This window comes from Micromonospora sp. NPDC053740 (assembly GCF_040677775.1).
GTDB classification, from domain to species: Bacteria; Actinomycetota; Actinomycetes; order Mycobacteriales; family Micromonosporaceae; genus Micromonospora; species Micromonospora alfalfae.
Window position 1 is genome coordinate 559,929 of sequence record NZ_JBFASO010000003.1, and the last position, 24,599, is coordinate 584,527.

19 protein-coding genes and 1 tRNA gene are annotated in these 24,599 nt (G+C 70.4%); 10 read left to right on the forward strand and 10 right to left on the reverse strand.

Annotated elements, in window-relative coordinates; genetic code table 11:
* Window positions 1-17 precede the first annotated feature (17 nt).
* Window positions 18-2,678: a CHAT domain-containing protein gene (locus AB0K35_RS11440; protein ID WP_363885007.1), complete on the forward strand. Its 2,661-nt coding sequence runs from the start codon at window positions 18-20 to the stop codon at window positions 2,676-2,678.
* On the opposite strand, the gene AB0K35_RS11445 is transcribed toward AB0K35_RS11440, so the two are convergent.
* The 3 genes from AB0K35_RS11445 to AB0K35_RS11455 are packed head-to-tail and all read right to left on the reverse strand — an operon-like array spanning window position 2,675 to window position 9,574.
* Window positions 2,675-6,415, reverse strand: a complete 3,741-nt coding sequence (locus AB0K35_RS11445) for a CHAT domain-containing protein (protein ID WP_363885009.1) — start codon at window positions 6,413-6,415, stop codon at window positions 2,675-2,677. The genes AB0K35_RS11440 and AB0K35_RS11445 overlap by 4 nt on opposite strands.
* On the reverse strand, window positions 6,408-8,330 hold the full coding sequence (locus tag AB0K35_RS11450; RefSeq protein ID WP_363885011.1) for a caspase family protein: 1,923 nt from the start codon (window positions 8,328-8,330) through the stop codon (window positions 6,408-6,410). The genes AB0K35_RS11445 and AB0K35_RS11450 overlap by 8 nt, the downstream gene beginning before the upstream one ends.
* A complete protein-coding gene (locus AB0K35_RS11455; RefSeq protein WP_363885013.1) occupies window positions 8,327-9,574 on the reverse strand; it encodes a hypothetical protein in 1,248 nt (415 codons plus the stop codon). Before AB0K35_RS11455 ends, AB0K35_RS11450 begins: the two co-directional genes overlap by 4 nt.
* A gap of 419 nt (window positions 9,575-9,993) precedes the next feature.
* Here AB0K35_RS11455 and AB0K35_RS11460 point away from each other — a divergent pair, with 419 nt between their 5' ends.
* The 7 genes from AB0K35_RS11460 to AB0K35_RS11490 all read left to right on the forward strand — a co-directional run bounded on the left by AB0K35_RS11460 (window position 9,994) and on the right by AB0K35_RS11490 (window position 17,042).
* On the forward strand, window positions 9,994-10,443 hold the full coding sequence (locus AB0K35_RS11460; RefSeq protein WP_238672830.1) for a hypothetical protein: 450 nt from the start codon (window positions 9,994-9,996) through the stop codon (window positions 10,441-10,443).
* A 14-nt stretch (window positions 10,444-10,457) separates the two neighbouring features.
* Window positions 10,458-12,236: a hypothetical protein gene (locus tag AB0K35_RS11465; RefSeq protein ID WP_363885015.1), complete on the forward strand. Its 1,779-nt coding sequence runs from the start codon at window positions 10,458-10,460 to the stop codon at window positions 12,234-12,236.
* 194 nt (window positions 12,237-12,430) lie between these two features.
* Window positions 12,431-12,979 (forward strand): hypothetical protein, encoded by a 549-nt coding sequence (locus AB0K35_RS11470; RefSeq protein ID WP_363885017.1) that lies wholly within the window; start codon window positions 12,431-12,433, stop codon window positions 12,977-12,979.
* 21 nt (window positions 12,980-13,000) lie between these two features.
* Entirely contained in the window at window positions 13,001-14,569 is a 1,569-nt protein-coding gene (locus AB0K35_RS11475; RefSeq protein WP_363885019.1) for an AAA family ATPase, read from the forward strand.
* A 15-nt stretch (window positions 14,570-14,584) separates the two neighbouring features.
* Window positions 14,585-15,430 (forward strand): hypothetical protein, encoded by an 846-nt coding sequence (locus tag AB0K35_RS11480; RefSeq protein ID WP_363885021.1) that lies wholly within the window; start codon window positions 14,585-14,587, stop codon window positions 15,428-15,430.
* A 479-nt stretch (window positions 15,431-15,909) separates the two neighbouring features.
* Window positions 15,910-16,368, forward strand: coding sequence for a hypothetical protein (locus AB0K35_RS11485; protein WP_363885023.1), 459 nt, complete (start codon window positions 15,910-15,912; stop codon window positions 16,366-16,368).
* A gap of 293 nt (window positions 16,369-16,661) precedes the next feature.
* Complete coding sequence (locus AB0K35_RS11490) at window positions 16,662-17,042, forward strand: hypothetical protein (protein ID WP_238672837.1); 381 nt, start codon at window positions 16,662-16,664, stop codon at window positions 17,040-17,042.
* Window positions 17,043-17,325: 283 nt separating this feature from the next.
* Here the strand turns inward: AB0K35_RS11490 and AB0K35_RS11495 are convergent.
* A tRNA-Lys gene (locus AB0K35_RS11495) sits at window positions 17,326-17,400 on the reverse strand.
* A 211-nt stretch (window positions 17,401-17,611) separates the two neighbouring features.
* On the opposite strand from AB0K35_RS11495, the gene AB0K35_RS11500 reads away from it, so the two are divergent.
* Both AB0K35_RS11500 and AB0K35_RS11505 read left to right on the forward strand, forming a co-directional pair.
* A complete protein-coding gene (locus AB0K35_RS11500; protein ID WP_363885025.1) occupies window positions 17,612-17,914 on the forward strand; it encodes a hypothetical protein in 303 nt (100 codons plus the stop codon).
* 135 nt (window positions 17,915-18,049) lie between these two features.
* Window positions 18,050-19,132 (forward strand): NAD-dependent epimerase/dehydratase family protein, encoded by a 1,083-nt coding sequence (locus AB0K35_RS11505; protein WP_363885027.1) that lies wholly within the window; start codon window positions 18,050-18,052, stop codon window positions 19,130-19,132.
* An 11-nt stretch (window positions 19,133-19,143) separates the two neighbouring features.
* Here AB0K35_RS11505 and AB0K35_RS11510 read toward each other — a convergent pair whose 3' ends face one another.
* From AB0K35_RS11510 to AB0K35_RS11535, 6 genes are all read right to left on the reverse strand, one after another.
* Complete coding sequence (locus AB0K35_RS11510; RefSeq protein ID WP_363885273.1) at window positions 19,144-20,334, reverse strand: hypothetical protein; 1,191 nt, start codon at window positions 20,332-20,334, stop codon at window positions 19,144-19,146.
* A gap of 265 nt (window positions 20,335-20,599) precedes the next feature.
* Window positions 20,600-21,349, reverse strand: a complete 750-nt coding sequence (locus AB0K35_RS11515) for a ZIP family zinc transporter (protein ID WP_363885029.1) — start codon at window positions 21,347-21,349, stop codon at window positions 20,600-20,602.
* 54 nt (window positions 21,350-21,403) lie between these two features.
* Window positions 21,404-22,579 carry a GNAT family N-acetyltransferase gene (locus tag AB0K35_RS11520; protein WP_363885032.1) on the reverse strand — a complete coding sequence of 392 codons (1,176 nt, stop codon included), beginning with the start codon at window positions 22,577-22,579 and terminating at the stop codon, window positions 21,404-21,406.
* Window positions 22,580-22,662: 83 nt separating this feature from the next.
* Entirely contained in the window at window positions 22,663-23,355 is a 693-nt protein-coding gene (locus AB0K35_RS11525; RefSeq protein WP_238668669.1) for an ABC transporter permease, read from the reverse strand.
* On the reverse strand, window positions 23,352-24,197 hold the full coding sequence (locus AB0K35_RS11530) for an ATP-binding cassette domain-containing protein (RefSeq protein ID WP_363885036.1): 846 nt from the start codon (window positions 24,195-24,197) through the stop codon (window positions 23,352-23,354). Before AB0K35_RS11530 ends, AB0K35_RS11525 begins: the two co-directional genes overlap by 4 nt.
* Entirely contained in the window at window positions 24,194-24,532 is a 339-nt protein-coding gene (locus AB0K35_RS11535; protein ID WP_363885039.1) for a PadR family transcriptional regulator, read from the reverse strand. The genes AB0K35_RS11530 and AB0K35_RS11535 overlap by 4 nt, the downstream gene beginning before the upstream one ends.
* Between the last annotated feature and the right edge of the window lie 67 nt (window positions 24,533-24,599).

The following is a 24,599-nucleotide window of genomic DNA, read 5'->3' on the forward strand; positions in this document are numbered from 1 at the left end:
CACTACCGTCAGCCTTTGTGCTCGTCTCCGATCCTCTCGCCGCGATCCCGCTCCTCGCCAACCTGACCGCCGAGGACCTCGACCTGGTGATCGAACAGCTCACCGATCCGGCCAACCGGCCGACCGATGCGCACGTGCTGACCCGTGCGTACGCTCGCGGCCTGCGGTTCGAACGGGACCACGACCCGGCGACCCTGACGGGGGCGCTGGCCGACCTGGCAGCGAGCCGTTACGACGGCCCCTACCGCGGGCTGGTCGCCCGGTCGCTTGTCGTACGGCAGATGCAGGCGGCGGTTCTTGGCCAGCCGTTCGATCAGCCGCGGATCCGCCGCATGATCGACGAGGCCGGCGATGATCCGGCCCTCCCGCACACCGCCGACATGCTGCAGGTGATGGTGGATGCCGTGGCAGCGCTGGTCGACGACCCGGCGTACGACCGTGCTGACGCCCTGCGGCGCCTCGACGGGGTGCAGGACCTGGTGCCCCCGGACAGCCAGTACGGCAGCCTCCTGACGTCTCTGCGGATCGCCCTCGCCGTCAAGCGCGGCCAGGACGGCAACCTCCACGACGCCAGGCAGGCGGCGGAGTACGCCCGCGAGATGCTCGCCCGCGGGGACCTCGGTCCGCAGCAACAGCTGATGGCCGAGGCGATGCTGCTCGGGGCTGAGGGCATGCAGCAGGCACAGAGCGGCAACATGACCAGGGCTTTCGAGACGGTGGACCAGATGGCCGAGGTCGTCGATCGGCTGCCGGCCAATGACCCGGCCGCCGTCTCGCTGCGCAACCTCATCGCCAACCTGACAGGCGCCGACGCCTCGGCCGTCGGACTGTCCGACTCCGAGCGGGCGTTCCGGTTGCTCACCTCGGCCATGCGGGTGCTCGGCCCTGCGCTCGACAACCAGGATCCGGCCGGCATCGAGCGTGGGGTGCGGATCCTGCGCGAGGCGGCCAGCGTCGCGCCCGCCGACTACCCGCACCGCGTGATGATCCTCAGCACGCTGGGCCGGATGCTGTGCGCACAGTTCCAGCTTGGCGCTGGCCGGGCCGCACTGGACGAGGCCCTGCTCCGGCTCGAGGAGGCCAAACGGTCCGCGGCGCATCCTGGTCACCCACTGTGGGCCCCGACCGCGACCGCGTTAGGTATCGCCTATCGGCTGGCCGGGCGGCGGGCCGAGGGCCGAGCCTGGGGTCAGCGGGCTCTGCGCGGGCACGCCTGGAGCGTGCTGCTCCAGGCCGGCACGGCCGACGCCGCCACCGCCGCCCGGGATGCCTCGACCGATGCCGTCGAGGTGGCGCGCTGGTGCATCGTCGACGGCGACCACGCCGGCGCGGCCGCCGCTCTCGACTCCGGGCGCTGCTTGATGCTGTACGCGGCGACGGTCGCCATGGACATTCCCAGCCGTCTGCGGGGCCTGGATCGGCACGACCTGCTGCACCGGTGGAAACGTGACCCGGAGGACGCCGACCTGCGTCGGGAGGTGCTGACCGCGCTGACCGGCGGACCGCTGTCCGAGGCATCGGTGCCCGAGGTGCTGGACCCGCCGCCCGGCGAGGAAATCCGGCGGGCTCTGGTCGCCCTCGACGTCGACGTGCTCGTCTACCTCCTACCCGGCGGCGAGACCGGCCTGGGCGGGGCGCTGCTGGTGCCGTCCGGCGACCGGCCCTACCACCTGACGCTGCCACGGCTGACCGAGGTGTCCGGTGCCGTCGAACGACACGTCAGGCGGTTGGGCGTCAGGGACGCGGGCGGCGTCGAGGGCCTGGATCCCGAGGAGGACCAGGATTGGCGCAGCTCCCTCAACGACCTCTGCGACTGGGCGTGGACCGCCGCCGTCGGTCCGCTGCTCATCGAGTTACGACGGTGGCGGCTGGGGCGGCCCGCGCGGGTGGTCCTGATCCCGATGGCCCGGCTGGCCGCCGTGCCCTGGCACGCCGCGCGTGATCGGCACGGCTCCCGGGCGGTCGAGCAGGCGGTCTTCTCGTACGCGCCGTCCGCCCGCCTGCTGTGTCAGAACGCCTGGCGCTCCAGCGTGCCGGTGGATGCGGGTGGGCTCGTGGTCGGTGACCCGACCCTGGACCTGCCGGACGCACGCGCCGAGGCGGAGGCGATCCGCACGGCCTTCTATCCGGAGGCCGACCTGCTCGGCGAGACCGACGCCACCCCGGCGGCGGTGATGGAGTGGCTGCGGCGTACCGAGGGCTCCCGTTCCGTGCTGCATCTGGCCTGCCACGGCCAGGTGACCGAGGGGATCGACGGCTCCTATCTCGTGCTCGCCGGCGGCCGGCGGCTGCCGGCCCGGCAGGTCCTGGAGACCCGTAGGAGCGGCACGATCGGCGTGGTGGCGTTGGCTGCCTGCACCACGAACGTCCCGAGCGGCGCGTACGACGAGTCGTTCAGCCTTTCCACGGCCTTCCTGGCGGCCGGCGCCCGTACCGTGTTCGGCTCTCTGTGGCCGGTGCCGGACGGCGCCACCTCGCTGATGATGTTCCTCGTGCACCACTATCTGCGTGTCGACCGGTTGCGTCCGGTGGATGCCCTGCACCGCGCCCAGCTCTGGATGCTCAATCCCGAACGCACACCGCCGCCCACCATGCCGCCACACCTCGCCACCCGGGTCGCCGCACTGGACAGCGACGACGTCGCGGCCTGGGCGGGTTTCACGCACCAGGGCCGTTAGCGACCCATGTGGTGGAACGCCGCCCAGGACGCCGGGTCGGCCAGGGCGGGGCTCTCGCAGTGTGCCGCTAGATCGGCTGGCATGCCCGGTGGCGGCCGACGCGAAGGGTCCAGCATCCACAGCTGCGCACGGTGCAGTGCATCCGCCGGTGCGCAGGCTTCCGCATTCAGGAAGTGATGCACCAGGAACATCAGCATCGAGGTCTCGGCGTCGGGTACGGACCACAGAGAGCCGAACACGGTACGGGCGCCGGCCGCCAGGAAGGCCGTGGAGAGGCTGAAGGCCTCGTCGTGATCGGCACCGGTCACGCCCGTCGTGCAGGCGGCGAGGAAGACCCGTTCCATGACCAGTTCGGCAGTCCTGGAGGCGTCCAGCAGACGCCGGGCGGTGAGCATGCCGCCGGCCAGGACCAGATGCGCGTCCGCCGGGCTGCGCGGGTCGACGCGGCCGTGACAGGCGAAGTGCAGCAGCGACGGGCCAGGCGCCGCGGCGGCGATCCAGTCCAGGACCTCGGACGGTGTTCCGGTTCCGGCCGGACGGCCAAGGTAGGTGCAGCCAGGGTAGAAGGCGTCGCGGATCGCCCGGGCCTCGAGTCCTGCGTACGAGAGGTCACCTCCGGGGTCACCAATCACCAGGACGCTGCGCATCGGGCGTTGCGGGAACGTCGACGAGGTGCACAGGGAGCGCGCAGAGACCGCGTAGGAGAAAACGGCGCGTTCCACCGCCCAGTGCCGGCCCTGCCCGTCCTGCCGGAAGGCGCCGTGCCACGGGACCGTGGCGAGCAGCCCCATCGGCACCAGGACCAGGCGTACCGGGCGACCCAGCTGCCAGCGTTCGGCATGCCGTAACACCGGTCCGATCGCCACCGACCATGCCCAGCGGCACACGTCGTCGACGGACGGGCCGGACGAGGCCGTGACCTGCGCGCCGACCTCACCGGCGTCGCGTTGGGCGGCCGCAGCGAGCCGGGACACCATCGAGGATGGGCCGGTCACCAGGTCGGGCAGGATCACGGTGGCGACATCTCCGGACACCGGGACGAAGACCGCCGCTCCGGGCTGGTCCAGGGCGGCCGGAACGAGGTACACCAACGCGTCCGCGCGCACCTCGGTCAGCGCTCGTCGGATCTCCGGAGGTCGTACCGGCGTGAACGGTCCGCCGCGCACCGGGTCGTGCGCGCCGAGCGCATGCAACACGAGGGTCCGCAGATCGTCCGGCACTTCCGGCCCGTCCGACAGCGCGTTGAGCGAGGCACCGGTGCGGGCGTCCCGGCCGAACCCGGCCGACTCACGCCACCGTTCCGCCAGGTCCTCCCGGCCCGCGTCGACGAGGCGGTCGGCGACCGTGCGAGACGCCGTGGCGGCGTGCAGGACGAGGCCACGCCCGGCGTCCAGGGCCGTCACCAGATCGTCGTACGCGCCGTCCGCCCGGCACCATGCCGCGACCTTCATCGCCTCAGCCGAGGCCTGCGCGGCCACGGCGACCGCGTCGTCGGTGCCGGACTGCAGCAGCACCTGCCAGGCGAAACCTCGCATCGCCGACATGCCGAGCTCCCGCGAGCGGGTCAGATCCGGCTTTGGCGTGCTCCGCATCGCCTCGCCGTGGCTCATCGCCGCGGTCGCCCAACTCGGGTGCTGCGGTCCGCCGGCGATCGCCTCGCCGCGTGCGAGCCACTCCGTGGCCCGCGTGGCGGCGTCCTGATCGGTACGGTCGTTGCGCACGACGGCCAGTTCGGCCACACCGGCCAGCAGCGTGACGACGAACTGCATCGTGTCGTCCTCCGATGCGGCCGCGGCGATCTCGGCGAACCGGGCGGCGCATTCGCGCAACGCGGCCAGGTCATGCCGGGTCACCGCGGCGGAGAAGGGACCGAAGACCTCCGCTAACGCACCGCCGATGACCATGCCGGCTTCCAGGCCGCTGACGTGCGGGAGAGGGGTGCGGTCCACCGCCCGACCATGCCCGGACATGCCGTCGTAGACCCCCTGCAACATCCGAAGCGGTATCGCGACCGCCTGCTGGGCGGTGTGGGACGGAGGGCTCTCCCGCAGCTCGGCCGCCAGCCGTCGCACCTCGCCGGCCACGTTCTCGCCGTGTTGGGTCCGGTCCATCAGATCCAGCACGCGAGCGAGCACGGCGCTGTCCGGGTCGACCAGGCCGGCGGTGAGCATCCGGTTCAGCGCGGCCTGCATCACGCGCCGGTCACCGCTGCGGCTCGCGTTGCCGAAAAGCACGACCGGCATCAGCTGGTCGACCATTGCCTGTGTTTCAGCGTCGATGCCCGGGGCATTGAGGGCGTCGATCAGCGGTGTCAACCCGCCGTCGCGCTGCCCGCCCCTCTGCGCATCCAAGACGAACTGCACACCGGCGTCCAGGCTGTCGAGAATTCCCGTCCACCCGGCGGGAGGATCGGTCACCGTTCGACCGAGCGCCGCGAGGAAAGCGACGCGATCGATGTCGACCGATCCCAGGTCGGTGCGACCGCCCTGCATCTCGCCGAGAGCGAGCATTGTCGCCAGCATCGCGCTCGTGTCGGGATCGGCCCGGTCACCGGCCGCCTCCCAGGCGGCCCGGGCCTCGGCGACGCACCGGCCCATGCCTTCGGCGCTCGGCGGCGCCTGGGTCGGTAGTCGCTCCGCCTCGTCCTCGACCTGGGCGTTCCACACAGTGATTCGCTGCAGGTGCAGCCAGAGCGACAGATCATCGGTCGCGTCGTGCTCGGCCACCGCCTGGTCGGCGGCGTGCACCGCTCGTTCCAGCAGGCTGCGATCCCGGCCGATCTTCCAGCCGGCATGGCACGCCCTGGCAAGCTGAAACCAGCGAACGTCGTCCGCGTCCATCCGCACCGCGAGCTCGAGCAACCGGACCGCCTCGCGGGCGTCCGCCATGTCCTGGCCACGTTCGGCCCGTTCCCTCATCAGGCGTCCGCACTCGGTCAGGGCGTTGTCGGTCGGCTCCACCTCGATGAGGCGCTGCCAGTAAACGATCGCTTGACCCAGGTCCTCCGGATCGGTCTCGCCGTCGTCCCAGCGATCCTGATACGACTCAGCAAGGAATTCGATCAGGAGCGGCAGACTCGGATCGTCGGGCGCGGCCCTGTCCGCAGCTCGTCGGCCCACGTCGATCGACCTGTTGAGGTCGTCGAGCTGCCGCAGGGCCAGGCACAGCCAGGCCGAGGCCTCGATGTACCGCGGCGCCTCCGGCGTGAGTGATTCCAGCGCGGCCGAGAGGACACCGACCGCGGTCTTCAGGTCGGGGCGATGCTCGGTCTCGTCATAGACCGCCAGCAGAGCCAGGCCCTGAACGACCCGGGCATACGCCGCGAGCGTCTCGTCGGTCAACTCAGCCGAGAGGCTTCCGATGACTGCCGCCGCGTGTTCCGCGCCGTGGCCGGATATCCGCGTCCGCTCCCACCAGGCATCGATCAGGACCACGACGTCCACGTCGCGATCCGAACCCCGGTCCAGCGACGCCACCACCTCCGTCAGCAGGGCGACGGCGCGGTCGTAGTCGGCGAGGGCGTCGGCCCGGTCGTGGTCGGCGACCGCGTCCGCACGATCACCGCGTTCCGCATACGCGAGGCCGAGGCAGTGCGCCCACCACAGCGCGGACTCGTGGCCGGGATCCGAATCCAGCGCCGCCTGAAGGTGTCCGATGGCGGCGTCGAGCTCGGTTGGGTCGCCGCTCTCGGCGTAGCGGTCGAGGGCCTCCTCGCCGAGATGCGGGACGTCAATCATCGACGGAGGTGCGGATGCGCACCATGGCCGTGCTCCAGTCGTACGCCGCGTGCGGCTCGGCCGAGCCCGCGTCGCGGTGCACGGCGATCCGGCCCAGCCGGTCCAGTATGCCGCCCAGCCCCACGGGCCCCCGTTCGGTGGCGGGTACGCGGGCGTCCAGCCGGCCCAGCTCGAACGGCCGGCAACTGAACTCCTCCTCCGCCACGATCAGCTTGATCCAGTCGCGAACCGAGGCGCCGGGCGCCGCGGCCACTCCGGCCGGCAGGCGCATCTGTACCGGCCGTCCCTCCAACGCCGCGCCGCTGTGCCCCGGCGCTACGAAGGCACCTGGAAACAGTCCGGCGTGGATCCGGTACGAGTCGGTGAGGTCGAGAAGGACGCAGTAGAGCGGCTGTTCCGACGTATTCCGCAGACGCAGGAACACGGTCGGCGGCCGGGCGGAGTGATACGCGAGCCGGATCACGCCCTCGTCGTCGGGGCGCAGGGCGGCCCGGGCGAGCGGCGCGGTCTTCTCACCCGGCAACGCCTCGACGACCTGGATCCGGACCGCCCCGGCGAGCGCGGACCGTGGGTTACTCAACGCCTTCACCTCTCGCCACCGGGCGATGTGCTCAAGGGTGGCGACGGTCCGGCGGGCGCAGTCCGCAGGCACACCGGTGATGTCGTCGGCCACTCTGTCGCCCTCTGACGTGCACACCATCACCAGGCCGGGCCCCGCCACCCGGACACTCAGGTCGGCGCGTACGGCGCTGAGCGGGTCGGCCATGCGGACGAAAGGCGACGCCCTGAGCAACTCGGTGATCGCTCCGGCGGTGTCGGAGGATGCCCGGTCGTAGGAGATGTCCGCCGTGGCCAGTGGCTGCGGCAGATCCGTCACCACGACCGGGTACTGCCGGGTCGCGTCCGGGACCCAGCCCACCGGCTGCACAGTGCTCCGCTCGGCGTGCACGGAGACCACCTCGGCCAGTCGCACCGGCCGGCTTCCGCTCACCCCGACCCGCAACTCCCCGCCATCGGCGGAGGGTAGACCATGGCAGTGGCCTACGTCGATCTCCCAGGCGTCGCGCACGTGCCGCATGACCATAGCGGACGCGGGTGTGGTGACGTCGCCACCGAGAAACGGCTGATCGGCCAGCCTCGGCGCGCCTGACAACTGCGGGCGCTGGTGCAGCACACGATCCTCGACCGCGCACTGGGCATCGCCCAGCACTTCCCGGTAGGTGGCCGCCGGGCCGAGTTCGGCCAGTGCCCGCAGCAGGGCCACCGTGAAGACGCCGCGCGGCACACCTTCGGCGTCCGGCATCTCGCGGGCGTATTCGGTGGACCGGCAAGCGGCCAGGGCGATGTGCCGGGTGCGCTCCGGTAGGTTGTCGTATCCCGCCGAGAGTTCGGGCAGCAGCGTCTCGGCGCGAGGCGCCGGGCCGGGCGGCACGGAGCGGTTCCGGACGAGCGGGTCCGACCCGCGGGTGGCGCCGTCGGAATGACACGAATCCAGCACCACGGCGACGTGGCAACCGTTCTCGGCGACCTGGTCCAGCAAGACGGACAGTTCCTTGTCCCACAGGTCCGGAACACCGTCATGCCGGCTGTCCGCGCAGACCAGGGTCTGTGACATCGCCATGCTTTCCAGGTGCCAGAGTTCCGGGGGCACCGGGGAGGTCGAGCCGTGCCCGGCGAAGTAGAACAGTGCCGTGTCACCCGGGCCGGCCAGGGTCAGGTGGTGCCGCAGGCCGTCGATGATCGCTGCACGAGTCGCCTTTCGGTCGTACAACTCCAGCTCGGAAAGGGTGCTCGAACCGTGGGTACGCACTCGCAGCGCACCCAGCATCGCGGCAGCGTCCCTACGGCAGCCGCGCAGCGGAGAAACCGCGAGGTACGAGTCGATGCCGACGATCAGTGCGTACACGGTGTTCATGCGGTCTTCTCCGACTCTGCGACGTACAGCCAGGCCCGTTCCTGGAAGCCCTTCGCGGGCAGCTCGACGGTCACGGACGTGAACTCGCTGGGCGCGGGTGGTTCCTCGCTGTGCGCGATCACGTCCAGGAAGAGCACGTCCGGCACGGCCAGGACGAACCCGGCCTGCGGGTGGTCGGTCAGAGCCGTGCGGAGCGGGAGCGAGTCCAAGAGCCGGTGTACGGCCACCGCGGCCCGTCCGACCCAGCCGTTGTCGGCCTCTTTGACTAGCCCACGGTGCAGCGCGAACCGTAACCGCATCGGGCCGGTGGAACCGCCGGTTTCACGGGTGGCGAGGGCCTCGGCCAGGCCCCGAACGAGCCGCGGAATGACCACCGACTCGTCAATGCCGATCGGTAGCACGGTGAACTGCCCGTCTCCCTGCGGTTGCGGCGTCACGGCATGCTCGTCGATCCCGGCCGCCCGCCGGGCCGCGGCCAGCACCGACACCAGGTCGCGCTGCAACCTCTCCGCCACCGCGTTGCCATGCCGGCTGTACCCGGCCACATCCGCCGCCATGCACAGCCGTACGGCAGCGGAACGCTGGCCCGGTCCCTGAACCTGGGGCATCGTCACGCTGAACGGCACCCGATCGGCCAGGGATGCACGACGTCGGCCCGGACCCGCCAGATCCACGTCCACCGCGAGTGCGCCGTGTAGTGAGGGGACACCGGGTGGGGACTCCAGCAGCGCGTGCACACCGTAGGTGCGCGGCAGGATCGGCGCCGATCGTTGGCCCGTGTAGACCCAACCGAAGCGGTGACTCTGGGTGCCGATCGTTCGCGCACTCGGCCGGTCGATTCGCACGATCAGGCGGCGCAGTAGGCCGCCCACCGCGCCGCGGGTCTCGGCGGACAGCGGGCTCGAAGCGTCGTCGAGAGTCAGCCCGAACTGGCCGCCGTCGCCGTGCACGGTGGCGGCGATCACCCGATCGTCGTCGAGCTCGACGGTGAAGCGGGCGGCGGCGTACCGGTGGCCGGGCGGCGCCTCGTCGAGGTCGAAGCTGAACATCGCGCCGGTGTATGCATTGCCGCTCGCCTCGGCGCGACTGCGAAGCGGTTGCGGTAACGCGGCCGGCGGCACCGAATACAACAAGGGACGGCCACAGGTGACGCCGAAACGGTATGCGTTGTCGCCGCGCAACTCCGGCGATACCAGATCGCGTCGGTCGAGTATCTCGTCCGCACGTAGGAATTCCTCCATCATTTGACCTCCGCGAATGCCTGCCGGGGCCGGTGCAGTCTTACACGGTGCTCTTCACTTCGACAAGGATGCGATTTCCGAGCGACACGGGCCCATTCAAGATCGACATCTTGTGAGCGAGATTCCGCACAACGACGGGATCCCCAACCTCCTGCCGTGGCAGGCTCATCGGCGTCCGGCGGGGCGATCGCCCAGCCTCTCCAGACGATAGGGAGAACCACTATGGACGTTCGGTCAGCCTGAATCCTCGATCATCGTTATTGATGGAACGATCCGTCGGGCGCGTTGAACCTTGGTGCCGTCAAATTGCCGTAAAGCGTCTCGGCCTGGTGGACATGGAGTCTGGCGTGGGACGTCGGTCTGCGGTTACGCTCCCGTTGTTCGGGCACCATTCATGAGTCGGGTCACATGGTCGGGAGACTATGGAATTCACAGAGCGGCGGCGCCTTGAATCGCATCTGGATTCGGGGCTGGCGGCCTCGTCAAATGAGCAGGGCCTGCTGCGGCCGGCGCAGCGCAACGTTCGCAAGCCCCGGCACGCGGGGATCTTTGAGGCGATCCATCGCATCGACACCAGCTTGGACCCGGCGATGCGCGCCGAGCTCGGCCGGTGGATCCGCGACGAGTACGAGCGCGAGTACGGCGACGTCCCGCTGGGCCTCTTCGCACAGTGCCACCTTGGTCCACCGTACGTCGACCACCGCCTCGACCTGTGGCAGTCGATCGTCGAGCACTACACCCGGGCGGACACCGTGCCGCCGCAGTTCGCGGAGGCGCGGACCCTTGTGCGTTCCGGTGCCTACGACTACGTCGAGGTCTATGCGAGCGGCCAGACCATCCCCGTTCTTGTAGACGGCACGGTCGTCGCCTAGCCGTAAGGAGTGCCATGAGCGATATCGATTACACCTTGCGTAACAAGGTCGACCACGTCGCGGGCATGGTCGTGCAGCTGGATCAGGGGCTCACGCAGGTCAGCAACCAGGTCTCCCAGGTCGGCCAACGTACTGAGGAGACCCGCGACCGGCTACAGAAGCTCGCCGCCGACTTCGAGACCTTCGTCATGATCGCGCAGCGCACCGCCAACGTGCAGCGCGCCGAGACCAGGACCGGCATCGTCGAGGCACAGCTGGAGAACCAGTTCGGCCACTACAAGTTGGTCCGGCGCTTCGCCACCGGCGTCCTTCAGGGTTTCGACTCCGGTCTGGTCTCTCAGGAGACCGTGCGCAGCGTCAGCGAGCAGCTGATGGTGCAGACTCCGCGCTACTGGTTGGCGCCGGTGCTGGTCGCCCTGGGCGCCTGGGCCGAGGACGACCGGGAGTTGTGCGACCGGGCAATCCAGACGGGCTATGGTCGGTCGCCGAGTCGTACGTCGCTGTTCCTGGCCCTCGTGCTGCGCCGGCAGGGCCGGCGGGAAGCCTCGGTGCGCTGGCTGCGGCAGTACCTCGCCGCCCTGGACCCGAACACGCTGGGCCGCGACTTCGCGATGATTCTGGAGTGCGTGTCGCAGGGCGCGTTCGGGCCGGCTGGCCTGGAGCTGGTGCAGGAACGCCTCAACTCCTGGCGTGCCCAACTGCTGAACGACGACGCCAAGCAGCAGGCCCAGGTGAACCGCTGGCGCGGTGAGGTGGATGTCCACGTCGGCGGCTCCTCTCAGGCATCGTTCCCGCGCCTGTCCGCGGTGTCACCTCAGTGGCCGGCGCTGGATCGCGCACTCGCGCATGCCAACGCGCACGGCTCACTGATCACGAAGTACACGGCAATGGCCGCCGAGGAGCACCCGAGCCAGGATCGCATCGAGGACGCGGTCGACGACATTCTCGACCGGCTCGTCGCCGAGTTCGACGACGAGGAGCTTCCGCTGCGCCGCGAGCACGCGCTGAACCAGGCGATCATCCGCAACGACGGCGACATGGCCGCCTCGCAACGGGACCTGCCGAACGACCTGGTCGCCCTGGAGACCAGGTTGGACTACCTGACCATCCAGTCGGAATCGGCACTGAATCCCAGCAAGATCGGGGTGTCTCGCGCCACCCAACGAATGGCCGTCTCGTCCTGCCACGACTGGTTCGGCCGGGCGCACGCAGCGTTCAGCCGCGACTACCGGCTCGGGCTTCCCACTGACGTGGAGGCCGTCTTCGAGGGCAACCACACCGGTGCCGGCGTCGTCTTCAACCTGCCCCGGTGGACCGGGTCCTTCACCGACCCGATCGAGCACCTGGAGCGATCGCTGGCCGAGCATTGGGACCGACACGGGCGGCCCTTCATCGACAGCATGACCTTCAACTGGCGCAAGGAGGCTGTCGTACCCGGCGTGGTCATCGGCGCGGCCGTTCTCTTTGGTCTCCTCTGCGCGGGAGTTTCGTCTGCCCTCGCCCTGGTGTGGGTCTTCGCCGCGCTGATCGGCGGTGGCATCTGGTTCTTGGTTCTGAACGGTAAGGCGCAGACGGCGGCGAAGCGTCAGCAGGATGCCAGGGCCCTGGTCGAGCGCGGAAAGCAGGATTCGATTGCCCAGCTGCGAGGGGCCGGTGCCGAGCTCCTCGACTGGACCACCGCCTACCGCGATGCCGACACCCGAGAGCCGGAGGTACGGACGCTGATTGCCGACCTTGCCCAGTTGGGCAACGCCCCGACCCCGTACGAACGACGCGTAGCGACAGGAGCCTGACCATGTCTGCCAGCGAGGGCGACGCCCGGAATGAAAACGGCGACGCAGCGGTCGTAGTGCCGTGGGCACAGCAGGCCAGCACCCCAGTAGAGCATCGGACCGACCGGCGACGGCACATGGTGCAAGGCCTGCCGTCGTGGGAGCCGCTGCCGCCCGGCGAGATCTACGTCCAGCGACACCGGTCGGACTGATCGATGTACGTCCAAGGCGGACATTACGCCGCGTGGGCCGATTTCCTCGAGCGGTGGGGTGCGGGCGAGTCGTTGGAGCCGGCGATCCTGCCGGCGCTCGAACCGGCGGACTTCCATGCGGACAGCTGGGAGCGGCTCAGCGGTCGGATCTTCGATGCGCTCGTACGGCGGCTGAAGACCTGGAGCGAAGCGCTGACCCGGGAGCTCGGCAACCCGGACGAGTTCGCGGCGGCCAGGGCGCTGAACCACGCGCGGTGGTCACTCGTCTCGATCCGGGCGCTGGCGGGCGCGCAGGCCCTGCCTGAGGAGGTACGGGCCAGGCTCACCGAGATGGTCGACGCCCAGATCCGCAGCGGCCAGCGGCAGCTGGACGAGTCGGTCGAGCGTTTACGTCGGTCGGGAGCGCCCCGGGCTGCGGTCGAGGCCCGGCTGCGCACCATCCGCGGCAACCCGCTGACAGCAGTGACCGAACGTTCCAACGGCCACGTCGCGCGTGACGCCTGGGCCGCCGACCCGCTGGCGACGCCGCGACGCCGCGTCATCGTCGATTGACCGTCCCGAGAAGGAAGACCCATGTCGAACTATGCCGAATCGCTGAGGGACCTCGACAGCTACATCTCCGCGCGCGTCCCGCTGATCGGCGTACACAGCATCGAACAGGTCCGGGCCCTCCGCCTGGTCCGGCAGGTCGCGGCGGTCCCCAAGCGGTCCAACCTCCCGTTCTGGGTCTACACCCGAGCCACCGGTCTGCGCGACCTGCGCACCAACTCGTCGGTCGCGGAGGACAAGTCGCTGACCGGCGCGATGGATTTCGCCGCCCAGCAGTTCACCACTCGTGCGCAGGCCACGGTCGTGTTCGTGGATCCAGAGAACCTGAGTGACGACAACACCGCAGCTCGGCACGTCGCCGAGCTGGCCCGACTGGCGGACGCCAACTCAGGCAGCATGATCATCATCACCGACACGCCGCTGTGGAGCGGTTTGGAACGGCTCGGCATGAGCGTGGCGTTGGACCTGCCGGACGCCGACGAGATGTACGACGTCATCGTCGAGTTCCTTCGCGACCATCACGGCATCGTGCCCATCGCATGGACCGAGAACGACGCCCGGCGGGCCGCGGAGTTCCTGGTCGGAGTGCCGGAAGGCACAGCGGTCAACGTGATGGCCACCCTCGTCGCCAAGGGCTCGGTGGGGAGGGACGACGTCGGGCATCTGGCCGAGTTCAAGGACAAGCACTTCAGCTCGCTGTCCGGTCTGGAGCGGGTCAAGCTCAGGGACTCGGATCGTCAGGTGGGCGGCTTGACGAACCTCCGCACCTGGCTGCGCAAGAAGCAGAAGGTCATGGCGGCAGACCTCCGCGGAACGGAGCTCCGTCCGCCTCGTGGCGTCCTGCTGGTCGGAGTCCCCGGCTGCGGCAAGTCGCTCTCGGCCAAGGCGATCTCGGCGGAGTGGCGGTTGCCGCTCTACCGGCTCGACCTGGCCGCGATCATGGGCCAGTACGTGGGCCAGTCGGAGACCCGTTTTCGCGAGGCGCTGGACACCGCGGACCGGGTGGCACCGTGCGTGCTGTGGATCGACGAGATCGAGAAGGGCCTGGCCGGGCAGAACGACACCACCGGCGTGAGCCGCCGGCTGATCGGCCAGTTCTTGTTCTGGCTGCAGGAGTCCCGGCATCGGGTTTTCGTGGTCGCCACCTCGAACGACGTCCGCTCACTGCCGCCGGAGCTGCTGCGCAAGGGTCGGTTCGACGAATTGTTCTTCGTGGACCTTCCTGATGCCGACGATCGTGAGGAGATCATCAACATGTACTACCGCCGCTACGTCGGTCAGGAGCCCGCCACCGAACTGGTCGACAAGTTGGTCGGCCTGTCCGAGGGCTTCGCCGGGTCGGATCTCGAGTCGGCGCTGCACGAGGTCGGTGAGGAGGTGCACCTCAACGGTGGCGCCGCGAACCTCCGGCCCGAGTTCGTGGTGGACATATTCGTCAACATGTCCCCGCTGAGTCGGACGAACCCGGAGCAGATCGAGGAGATCCGAGGCTGGGGACGCGATCGCGCGGTACCCGCCGGCCGTCCGATCGCGGGGGCCACCGTCGGAGCGGGCCCGAGTCATGGCAGGCGCGTCGTCGTCTTCGGCGACTGACAGGGGGGATCTGACATGACCGATCGTGAGACGTCGGGCGGGTTGTGGAACCTTTCAGCCCTGATCACGGGTGACGCTGAGCCGTCAGCCTCGCAGGCGCCGCCGGCCTCGCAGCCCTCGTCGGACCTTGCGGTGCCGTCTCGACCGGAACCTGCGTCGCCGCGGAGCCAGCAGCAGACGGCGTCGCCATGGATTCCACCGCCGCCCACCGTTGCCTCGGCTCCATCCAGCGGACTTCACCGCCGGCGACTGATGATCGTGGTCGGCAGCGCGGCGGCCGTCCTCCTGGCGCTCGGAGCGACCGTAGCCAGTGTGAACGCCGCAACCGACGACACCTCTTCCGTGATGCCGACCGCTGAGCAGCCGATCGCGCCGTACCCGACGGTCGAGCCCGAGCAGACGCCGGACTACACCGCCCCGGCGGAGACGACGATCGAGGAGACGATCGACCCCGAGCAGGCTGCGCTGAACGCGCTCAACGCGCAGCACGACCAGGACCTCCCGACGGTCTCGTTCCACGGCCAGTACGCGGCCCAGTTGGCGTCGAAGACCCTGGGGATCAGCGACCCCTACCAGACCAACAGGTCGGGCTCGCACATCTTTCAGGCGACCGACATCCTCGAGGAGCATCAGGCTCTGCGCGAGGGCACCACCGACGGCACCGCCGTGGTGTTGCTGAAGAGCACCGACTACGGCAAGCGGCAGGTTTACAACGGCGAGGCCCTGTGGGTCACGTTCGCCCTCGGCGACTTCGCGAACCGCGACGACGTGCTCGCCTGGTGCGGGAACAGATTTCCGCAAATGTCCGGCGCAGAACTGGGGAACCAGTGCGCCGTCCGCACGTTGGCGCCGGCCCCATGACCGAACCCCTGCCGCCCTGGGCCCGCCCCCGCCCGGCCGACGTGTCCGTGGAACGGGAGGCCGTCCCGATCCGGGTGGAGTCGGCGCCCGAGCCCGAGCCCGAGCCCGAGCCCGATCCGGAGCCGGAGCCGGAGTCGCCGCCTCTGTTCCCCACCCAGGCGACGGACGGGGACCCGTTGCTGTTTCCGGGCGGCGCCTCGCGCCCAGGCGACTCCGGGCCGCGGTCGTTCTCGGCGAGCGATGTGCCGCGTACCGTGCGCCGGGTTCGTACCGAGGGACCCGGCCGCTCCGGCGAAGCGGCGCCGCTCCGAGTACCGCCCGGCGGCCTCGCACCGCCTCCGGGCCGCCGCCCCCCACCGATGCCCCAGCAGGCCGCACAGGCGCACGACGCCCCCGCAACTGCCACCGACCCGCACATAGGCGTGGTGATCGGTCCAGTCGAACAGACCCGATCACGGCGCTCGTACTCCGGCTTCGTCGTGCTGATCGTCGCAGCAGGCCTGACGGTCGCGCCAATGCTCGGTCGGTTTCTCATGGGCGGTGTCCCGTTCGTACTGGTGATCATGCCGGTAGTGCCGGTCGCCGGCGTCTGGCTGGCACGGCGCCTGACTCGCAGTGGCGGTGAGCTCAGCGCGCCGGGGCACCGTTTCCGTCTCCAGCCGGCCGACGGGCGCACCGTTCGTGTCGTGATCGACGGCGAGATCGACCCGGACTCGCTGAGGCCCGGCGACGTGGCGCGCGTGCACAGCGCAGGCAGCCGTGAAGGGCACATCGTGGCTCGCTCGGTGGACATCCTCGCGACGTTGGGCGGTCCGGTGGTGCGGCAGGTGGCCGGCCGGACGCCGGGGCCGATAGTGGCGGCTCGCCTGCTGAACGCGATCAGCATCGCGCTCGCCGTCCTGCTGGTGGCTTCCGCTGCCGCGGTCATCGTCGGGTGAGCAGAGGAGTTCGAACCCGGCTGGCCCCTCAGTCTCTTCTCCGCAGGCATCCGATGGCATCCAATTCAATCAACCGACCCCCCGGGCACTCAGCCGAAACCACTCCAAGATCTGCAAGGCAGCTGATCAGAAAAAGTGCGCGGAGCAGCAGCATCGCCTTCGCAAGAAAGAAGCGGAAGACCGGGGAACGTACTTCTCGTCGAGTCTCGGCGCCGGGCAGCGAAAGCGGGCAAAGTCGCTCGCCACGCCGTCGCCGATCTCGTGAGACCGTCCAGAAGGAGGCGTGGCGCATCATGCAAACCGAGTCCGTCATCGTGGAGACCGCAATCCCGCTAGCCGAGGTGGCAGCGATACTCAACGCAGCCCTGGCCGGGTACAAGGCCACCATCGAGCCATTGATGGTCAGCAACAATCCACTTGATCAGTTACGCCATCAGCCCGACATGGCATTGTTGGCATCCCGAAAAGGCGCGATGGGAGCATGGGGCGTTCGGGTCTACCTGACGGATCACGGCCAACGTCGTGAGATCCACCTGGAGGCACTCGGCGACGGTGGTTTCTCACGCGCTTTCCATGGCATCAAAAACACGTTCTCCCTGTCGAAGAGCTTGGCCAAGGCGGAGGCACTTGCCGCCAACGTCACCAACTCCGACGCGACCGCGGTTGTTCGGTAGCCGCGATTCGTATTGCTGGCGCCGAGGAGGCTCGGACCTGCGCGAATAAGACCGCAGTACGCCCGGCCGAGATGCCTCGGTCGGGCAGCGCCAGGTCCAGGTAGTCGTGCCCGTGTTCAAGGTCCCTCGCGGCGACGATGCCCCTGCCCGGCGCGGGTGGGGGCATCTGAGGAGTGCCCCGGTTCGCACAACGGTGCGGTCGATGGGTCGCCAGGAACTCGGACCCTGAACCTACGGCGCGTCTGCGCTGATCCCCCCGGCTGCTGAGCTCAGAAGGGTTCTGTGGTGGGCCGCCAGGGACTCGAACCCTGAACCTATGGATTAAAAGTCCACAGCTCTGCCATTGAGCTAGCGGCCCGCGCGCTCAGGTTACCCGACGGTGAGCGTCGACGGCTCTCGGCTTCCGGCCGGCCGTCGATGGCTGCGGCCGGCCGGTGTCCGCCGCAGTTGATCATCACCTGTCGGGGGCGACGCGGAGGGTCCGAGGCGCTGGGTCGGTGAGCTGGGGTGAATCGAGCGAGGTCGCGCGGCGGTGCATGGGTGTGGGTCGGTGGGGAACCAGGACCGGCATGGGATCAAGCAGCGGGCCGGCCGTGGCGGCCTCCGGGGAGGAAATTGGGCGCGATGGCGTACGCCAGCCGGGTGGGGAGGTGCACGCCTGGTTGCCCGGCCAGAACCAGACGGTCTGTGGGCTGGCGCTGAGTCGGACCCGCCTGCGTCGCTTCCCGCATGTGCGCTTCGACTACTCGGGCACCGATGTGCTCACCGAGGCGGACGCGGTGGGCTGGATCTGCCCACGCTGCCTGGCGGCCACCGCCGGTAGGCGGGGCAAGGAGAAGCACGGCTGGGTACGGGAGTCTCCTCGCCCTTGATCGACTCGGGATTCAGGAAGTCGGGCTGTCCTGCGCGCGCGGATGCCGCGACTTTCGGGAAGCCGAGTGGATCACGCCGCGCGGGCCGCGAGCCGTGGGTGGTTGAGCTGCTGCTGGGCGGGTACGGGGTCGGGCATGCGGATCGTGGTGGTGGGGGCGAGCGGCAACGTCGGTACGGCGCTGCTGCGGCGGCTGCGCCGGGAGCGGGGCGTGGAGCTGGCCGGGGTCGTGCGACGGTTGCCCGGCCCGGATGCCGGCGAACCGTACGACCAGGTGGAGTGGCACTCCTGCGACATCGGCGCGCCGAGCGCGGTCGGGCAGCTCGCCGAGGTGTTCGCGGGTGCGGACGCGGTGGTGCACCTGGCCTGGCAGATCCAGCCCAGCCACGACCAGCGGGTGTTGCGCCGGACCAACGTCGAGGGCAGCCGGGCGGTGATCAACGCGGTGGTCCAGGCCGGTGTTCCGGCCCTGGTGTACGCCTCGTCGGTCGGCACCTACGCGCCCGGCCCGAAGGACCACCCGATCAGTGAGCGGTGGCCCGCCACCGGCGTGCCCGGATCGTCGTACAGCGAGCACAAGGCGGAGGTGGAAGCGCTGCTGGACGCTGTCGAACGGGATCAGCCGACGCTGAGGGTGGTACGGATGCGACCCGGGTTGATCTTCCAGCGGGCCGCAGGTGCGGAGATCACGCGGTATTTCCTCGGCCCGTTGGCACCGGTGCGGCTGCTGCGCTTCGGCCGGATCCCGCTGGTGCCGACGAACCGCCGGTTGCGGATGCAGGCGGTGCACGCCGATGACGTGGCCGACGCGTACGCCCGGGCGGTGTTGGGTGATGCGCGCGGCGCCTTCAACGTCGCCGCGGACCCGGTGCTCACTCCGGAGCTGGTGGCCCGGCACTTCCATGGTTGGACGGTGCCGGTCGCCGCGCCGGTGCTGCGGGTGGCGGCGGCGCTGACCTGGCGGGCGCGGCTGCAACCTGTCGACGCGGGCTGGGTGGAGCTGGGTCTGAACGCCCCGCTGATGTCCAGCGAGCGCGCGGAGACCGAGCTGGGCTGGCAGCCCAAGATCAGTGCGCTGACGGCGCTCAAGGAACTCTTCGCCGGAATGGCCGACGGCGACCACACGCCGAGCCCGCCCATGTCCGGCGCACGGGACCTGCCCGGCCGCCCCGCCGCCCTCCTCCACGCCCGCCCCCCAGGCCAGGGAAACCCCTACTGAGGTACGCGGCCTCAGCTCAGTTTGGAGTTGGTCAGCGTGGGGTTGCGGGCGCCCAGGAAGAAGATGCCGGGGTAGCCGCGGGTCTCGAACTTGGCGCTGGGGTTGCGGCGCAAAGTCGAGTTTTCGATCCTCATCGTGCCGGTGCGGTTGTTGCTCACGAAGAAGACCGCGCCGCCACCCTCGTTGGCAGTGTTGTTCTCGATGATCGTGCCGGCGATCCGTACGGTGAACTCGTTGCCGTCGCAGTAGATCGCGCCGCCGCTGCCGCCGCCGGGCGTACCGGACTTGGCCGGGTTGGCGCCGCTGCCGATCGCCTCGTTGTTCCTGAGCAGGCTGTTCAGCACCACCCACGACACGCCGATGCTGCTCAGCGCCCCTCCGTTGGAGCAGGAACCGCCGTCGAAGGTGCTGCCCACCACGTACACCGGCTTGTTCTCGTACTGGCTCAGTACCCGGACGGCCGCGCCACCCAGGTCGGGGCCGGTGCGGTCGCAGCGGTTGCGGACGAAGCGCGAGTTGACCACCTTCAGCCGCCCGCCGCGTACGAAGATCGCCCCACCGCCGCCGCCCTCGGCCTTCTCGCCTGTGGAGTTGCCGTCGGCGAAGGTGAGGTTCTGCACTGTGAGCTGCGGGTGATCCTGGTTCTGGCAGTGCGAGGTGGTGAAGCCCTGGGCCTCGTCGCAGGTGTTCATGTAGAGGATGCGGCGCTGCCCCTGGCCGCTCAGCGTGACGGTGCCGCCGCCGTCCAGCACGATCTTCGGCCCGTTGGCGTTGCGGACCTTCGCGGTGGCGGCCATCTTGATCGTCACCGGGGCCGGTCCACAGTTGAACGTGATGACACCGCCGGCCGCGACGGCCTTCACTACCGCGGCGGAGGTGCAGCTCGCCGGGGTGCCGGAGCCGATGGTCCGGGTCGGCTTCGAGGTGTCCACCGCCCGCGCCTCGGCCGGCACTGTGGCAGTGCCGTTCGGGTTGCCGGCGGTGAGCACCTTGTTGGCGGGCTTCGGGCTGGCGCTGGCGCTGGCCCCCGGGCCGCCGAGGCCGTCCCGCGCCCCCGGCGCGTCGCCCTGACCGCCGGTGGGCAGGGCCGTCGGCGAGGCGGTCGAGCCGGCCTCGAAGGCGGGAGCCGGGTCGTTTGGCGCGCAGGCGGGCAGGGTCGCGGTGGCGACACCGAGGACGAGGAGAGCGGCAAGCGACGTCATGCGCACCCAGTGATGCTAGGAGCCGCGACGGCATCGCGACGAATCCGCCGGGCCGGTTTAATGCGCAGCTAAGCCGCGCCCGTCGCCGCTCGCCGCTCGCCGTCGCCGCTCGCCGCTCGCCGCTCGCCGTCGCCGCTCGCCGTCGCCGCTCGCCGTCGCCGCTCGCCGCCGCCGCTCGCCGTCGCCGCCCGCCGCCGCCGCCCGCCGCCGCCCGTCGCCGGCCGCCCGCAGACCGCCGCGCCGGTTGTGGCGGCGTGACCGGTGGTCAGGTGTGGGAGAGGGCGAAGGCGGTCAGGAAGCCTGCGACCGTGATCAGACCGACGAGCAGGTGCGCGTTCTCGAACGCCTCCGGGACCATGGTGTCGGTGATCATCGCGAGGATCGCCCCGGCGGCCAACGCGGTGATGGCGGCCATTACCTCCGGCGGCGCGCCACCGAGCAGCGTGTTGCCGACCAGCGCGGCGACGCCACTGATCAGCGCGATCCCGGTCCAGAGCAGGAACACGTACCGTCGGCTGCGGCCGGCCTGGCGCATGCCGGCCGCGCTGGACAGTCCTTCCGGAACGTTGCTGAGGAACACCGCCGCCACGGTGACCAGGCTGACGGTGCCGCCGCCGAGCAGGCTGGCGCCGATCACCACCGATTCCGGTACGCCGTCGAGCAGCGCGCCGACGGCGAGCGCCGAGCCGGAACCGGGCTGCTCGCTCTCCGAGGGTTGCTGGTCGCCGGACCGCTTCCGGTGCCGGGCGCCGTGCCGGCCGAGTGCCAGGTTGGCGAGGGTGTAGGTCACCGCACCGGTGGCAGCGCCGAGAGCGGTGGGCAGCAGCCCACCCTGCGCATGCGCCTCGGCGATCAACTCGAACGACACGGCGGAGAGCAGCACCCCCGCACCGAACGCCATGATCGACGCGATGACGCGCTGCGGCACCCGGGCGAACCAGCCGACCGCCGCCCCGACCAGCAGAGCCGACCCGGCCAGCAACCCCCATCCACCCGCCTGTAACCACTCCGGCATTCGCGGGACCGTACCCACTGCCGCCGAGGCGACAAACCCGTTTGTGAGGAGGGCTCAGAAGTCGGCGAAGAGGTACGGCACCCGGCGGGGGAAGAGGCCGCGCAGTTCCGTGGCGGCGTCCACCGGCACCTCGCCCAGACCGCGTAGCGGCAGCTCGGCCGGGTCCAGCACCCCGTACGCGAGTGCGGAGAGCCCGGCGGCGGTGAGCGTGGCCGTCGGCGTGCGGCCGGTGGTGTCGTCGACCAGCTCCAGCGCGCCGGTAGTGCCGTCGAGCAGGTGGGTGCCGGCCAGCCAGCGGTCCCCGGTCAGCTCGATCCGCACCCGACCAGGGCCGGCGGGTAGCCCGCTCAACGCGTCCAGCGACAGCAGTCGGGCCATCGGCGCTGACGCACCCGGCACTGCCGTACGGGCCTCGACGTGTACGTCCAGGTCGGTCAGCCACAGCTCGGGCAACTCGTCCGGCGGAACCTGAACGCTGATCCGCTCGATCTGGTCGACGTGCCGGGCGAAGAACTGCAACAGCAGCGTCCGCGCGAGCGGGTCGGTGACAAGCAGTTCGTTGCCGTGCAGCGTGCCGCCGTGTTCGTCGATCCGGTACGTCACCGCGCCGGTGACCGCCCCGTCGACCCGGGCGGTGAGCAGCCAGTACTCGTCACGGTCACGCATTCCGACCGCCCGGTAGTCCGGGAAGATCGCGAAGCCGTGTCGTTCCTGGAGGTTGCGCTCGGTGAACGCCCGCCACGCCGGATAGCCGGCGGCGACGCGTTCCCAGCCGACCTCGCCGGGCAGGTCCACCCGGAGCAGCGAGCCCAGGTTGGCCGGGGTGAAGGTGACCCGGCGCGGCTTGGGTAGCCCGATGTAGCCGAACCGGGCGTAGAAGCTGGGCCGGAACGGGTAGAGCGCGCTGAGCGGGTGGCCCTCGTCGCGCATCTCGTCGAGGAGTTGGTGCAGCAACGTCCGGACGTGCCCCTGCCGGCGGGCCAGCGGATGGGTCGCCACCCCGGCGACACCGGCCATCGGCAGCACCACCCCGCGCAGGTTCTGTCGCATCGGGATGGCCGAGACGGCGGCCAACGTGGTGCCGTCCTCCTCGGCGATCAACGTCCGGTTGCCCTGGTTGTAGGGCAGGTAGTCCCGGAACTCCGCGGTCCGGGTGGCGCTGAGCGGCGAGGACTCGAAGGCGTACGCGGCCAGCGGGAAGCTGGTGGTGAGACGGTCGTCGTCGGTCACCCGGCGGATGGTCATTCGCCCATCTCAACCCGCCGCGCGGGTCGCAGCAACCGGATTGGCCCGATCCGCGGCCGGCACGGCGGTCAGCCGACCGGCAGGTGCCGCAGGTGGCGACGGCGGCGCAGGCGGACGCTGGCCACCGCGGCCACGCCCACTGCCAGCAGGGCGGTGACGGCGAGCCCGTGCAGCAGACCACGGGAGAGGTAGCCCTGGTCGGTGTTGTCGACCGTCCAGGTGGCGATCTCCCGACTCGACCAGAACGGCGTCAACCTCGCCCCGGACCCGGCCGGGTCGATCAGCATCTGCACCGTCACCACTGTGAGCAGCAGCAGCGTGCCCTCCAACTCGCGGGGCAGCAGCGCACCGATCAGCATCCCGAACGGCGCCGCCACCGCCACTGAACAGAGCAGCGCCGCCGCCAGGCCGCCGTACCGCAGGTCCGCGCCGTCGATCATCGGGAGCAGGAAGAAGGGTACGGAGATGACCAGCCCCACCGTCCACAGGCCGAGCATCCGACCGAGATAGAGATGGTGTGGGCGGTACCCGGCCAGCCGCAGCCTCGGCTCCAGTTCGCGGGCCGCGGTCGTGGCGAACAGCGCGGCGGTGCTCACCGCCCAGCCCACGCCGAGCAGCAGCGAGCGAACCGACTGCCCGAGGTAGGCGTCCCGCCGGATCAGGTAGAAGGTCAACGGCATCAACAACAACAGCAGGAGTACGCCCCGACGTCGCAGCAGCTCCCGCACTGTCATCTCGGCGACGGTGACGAGCCGGTTCACTGGCGGCCTCCCTGGCTGTCGGGCGCGTGCCGCACGGTCTCACGTGCCGGGGTCAGGTCGAGCACGATGTCCACCCGGTCGAGTTGGTTGAGCAGGTGGGTCACCACGACGATGGCCGTGCCGGCGTCGCGCAACCTGCTGAGCTGGTCCCAGAAGTTGACGTACGTGCCCTGGTCGAAGCCCTGGTACGGCTCGTCGAGCAGCAGCACGTCGGGGGCGCTGAGTGTGGACATTGTCAGGTTGAGCTTCTGTCGGGTGCCGCCGGAGAGATGGCGGGCCTGCACGTCGCCGCCCGCCTCCCAACCGAGCTGCCGCGCCGCCGCCCGACCGGCGCGGCGGGCCGGGCCCCGGGCCACACCCTGACCGGCGCCGACCAGCACGAAGTGCTCGTCGGCGAGCAGGAAGTCGGCGGTCCCGCCGGACTGCGGGCAGTAGCCGAGCCGCCCGGAGACGGCCACCTCGCCGGCGTCGGGTGACATGAGTCCGGCGCAGATCCGGAGGAAGGTGCTCTTGCCGCAGCCGTTCGCGCCGACGACGGCGGCGATTTGTCCGGCCCGGACGGTCAGCGTGGCGTCGCGCAGCACGGTTCGCCGGCCGTACCTCTTGGTGATGCCCGCCGCGTGCAGCCGGACCGGCCCGGGGCGCGGTCCGGGCGCGGTGCCGATGCTCTCCACGACCGCGCCCGCGTACTGCTGGGGTGGGCCGAAGACGACCCAGGGGTCGCCGCCGCCCTCGCGCAGGTGGGTGGCGGCCTCGGCGACCACGTGCCGTGCCGCGTCCGCCGCGACCCGGCGCTGGTGCAGCTCGGCTGTGAGCGTACGCAGCCAATCGTCGGCGTTCACCGGGTGACCCCCTTCGTGACGATGTCGTTCACCGGCCGGACGAAGCTGAGCCAGGCGCTGCCGCCGACGCGGAGCGCCGCGTGCCCGTCGTCGGTGAGCCGGTAGTACTTGCGGGCCGGCCCGGCGCTGCCCTCCCGCCACTGCGCGGTCACCAGGCCGGTCTTCTGCAGGCGCAGCAGCACGGGATAGAGCGTGCCGCCCTGGATCGGCCCGACGCCCGCCACGTCGAGCGCCTGGGCGAGCTGATAGCCGTAGGACTCGCCTTCGGACAGCAGGGCCAGGACGCAGATGTCGAGCACCCCCCGCAGCCACTGCCCGCGCCGGTCGGAATCCACGCGTCGGACAGTAGCGGCGCAAGCTAGATGGCACAACCACCTACTGTGGCAGCGGAACCCGAACCAG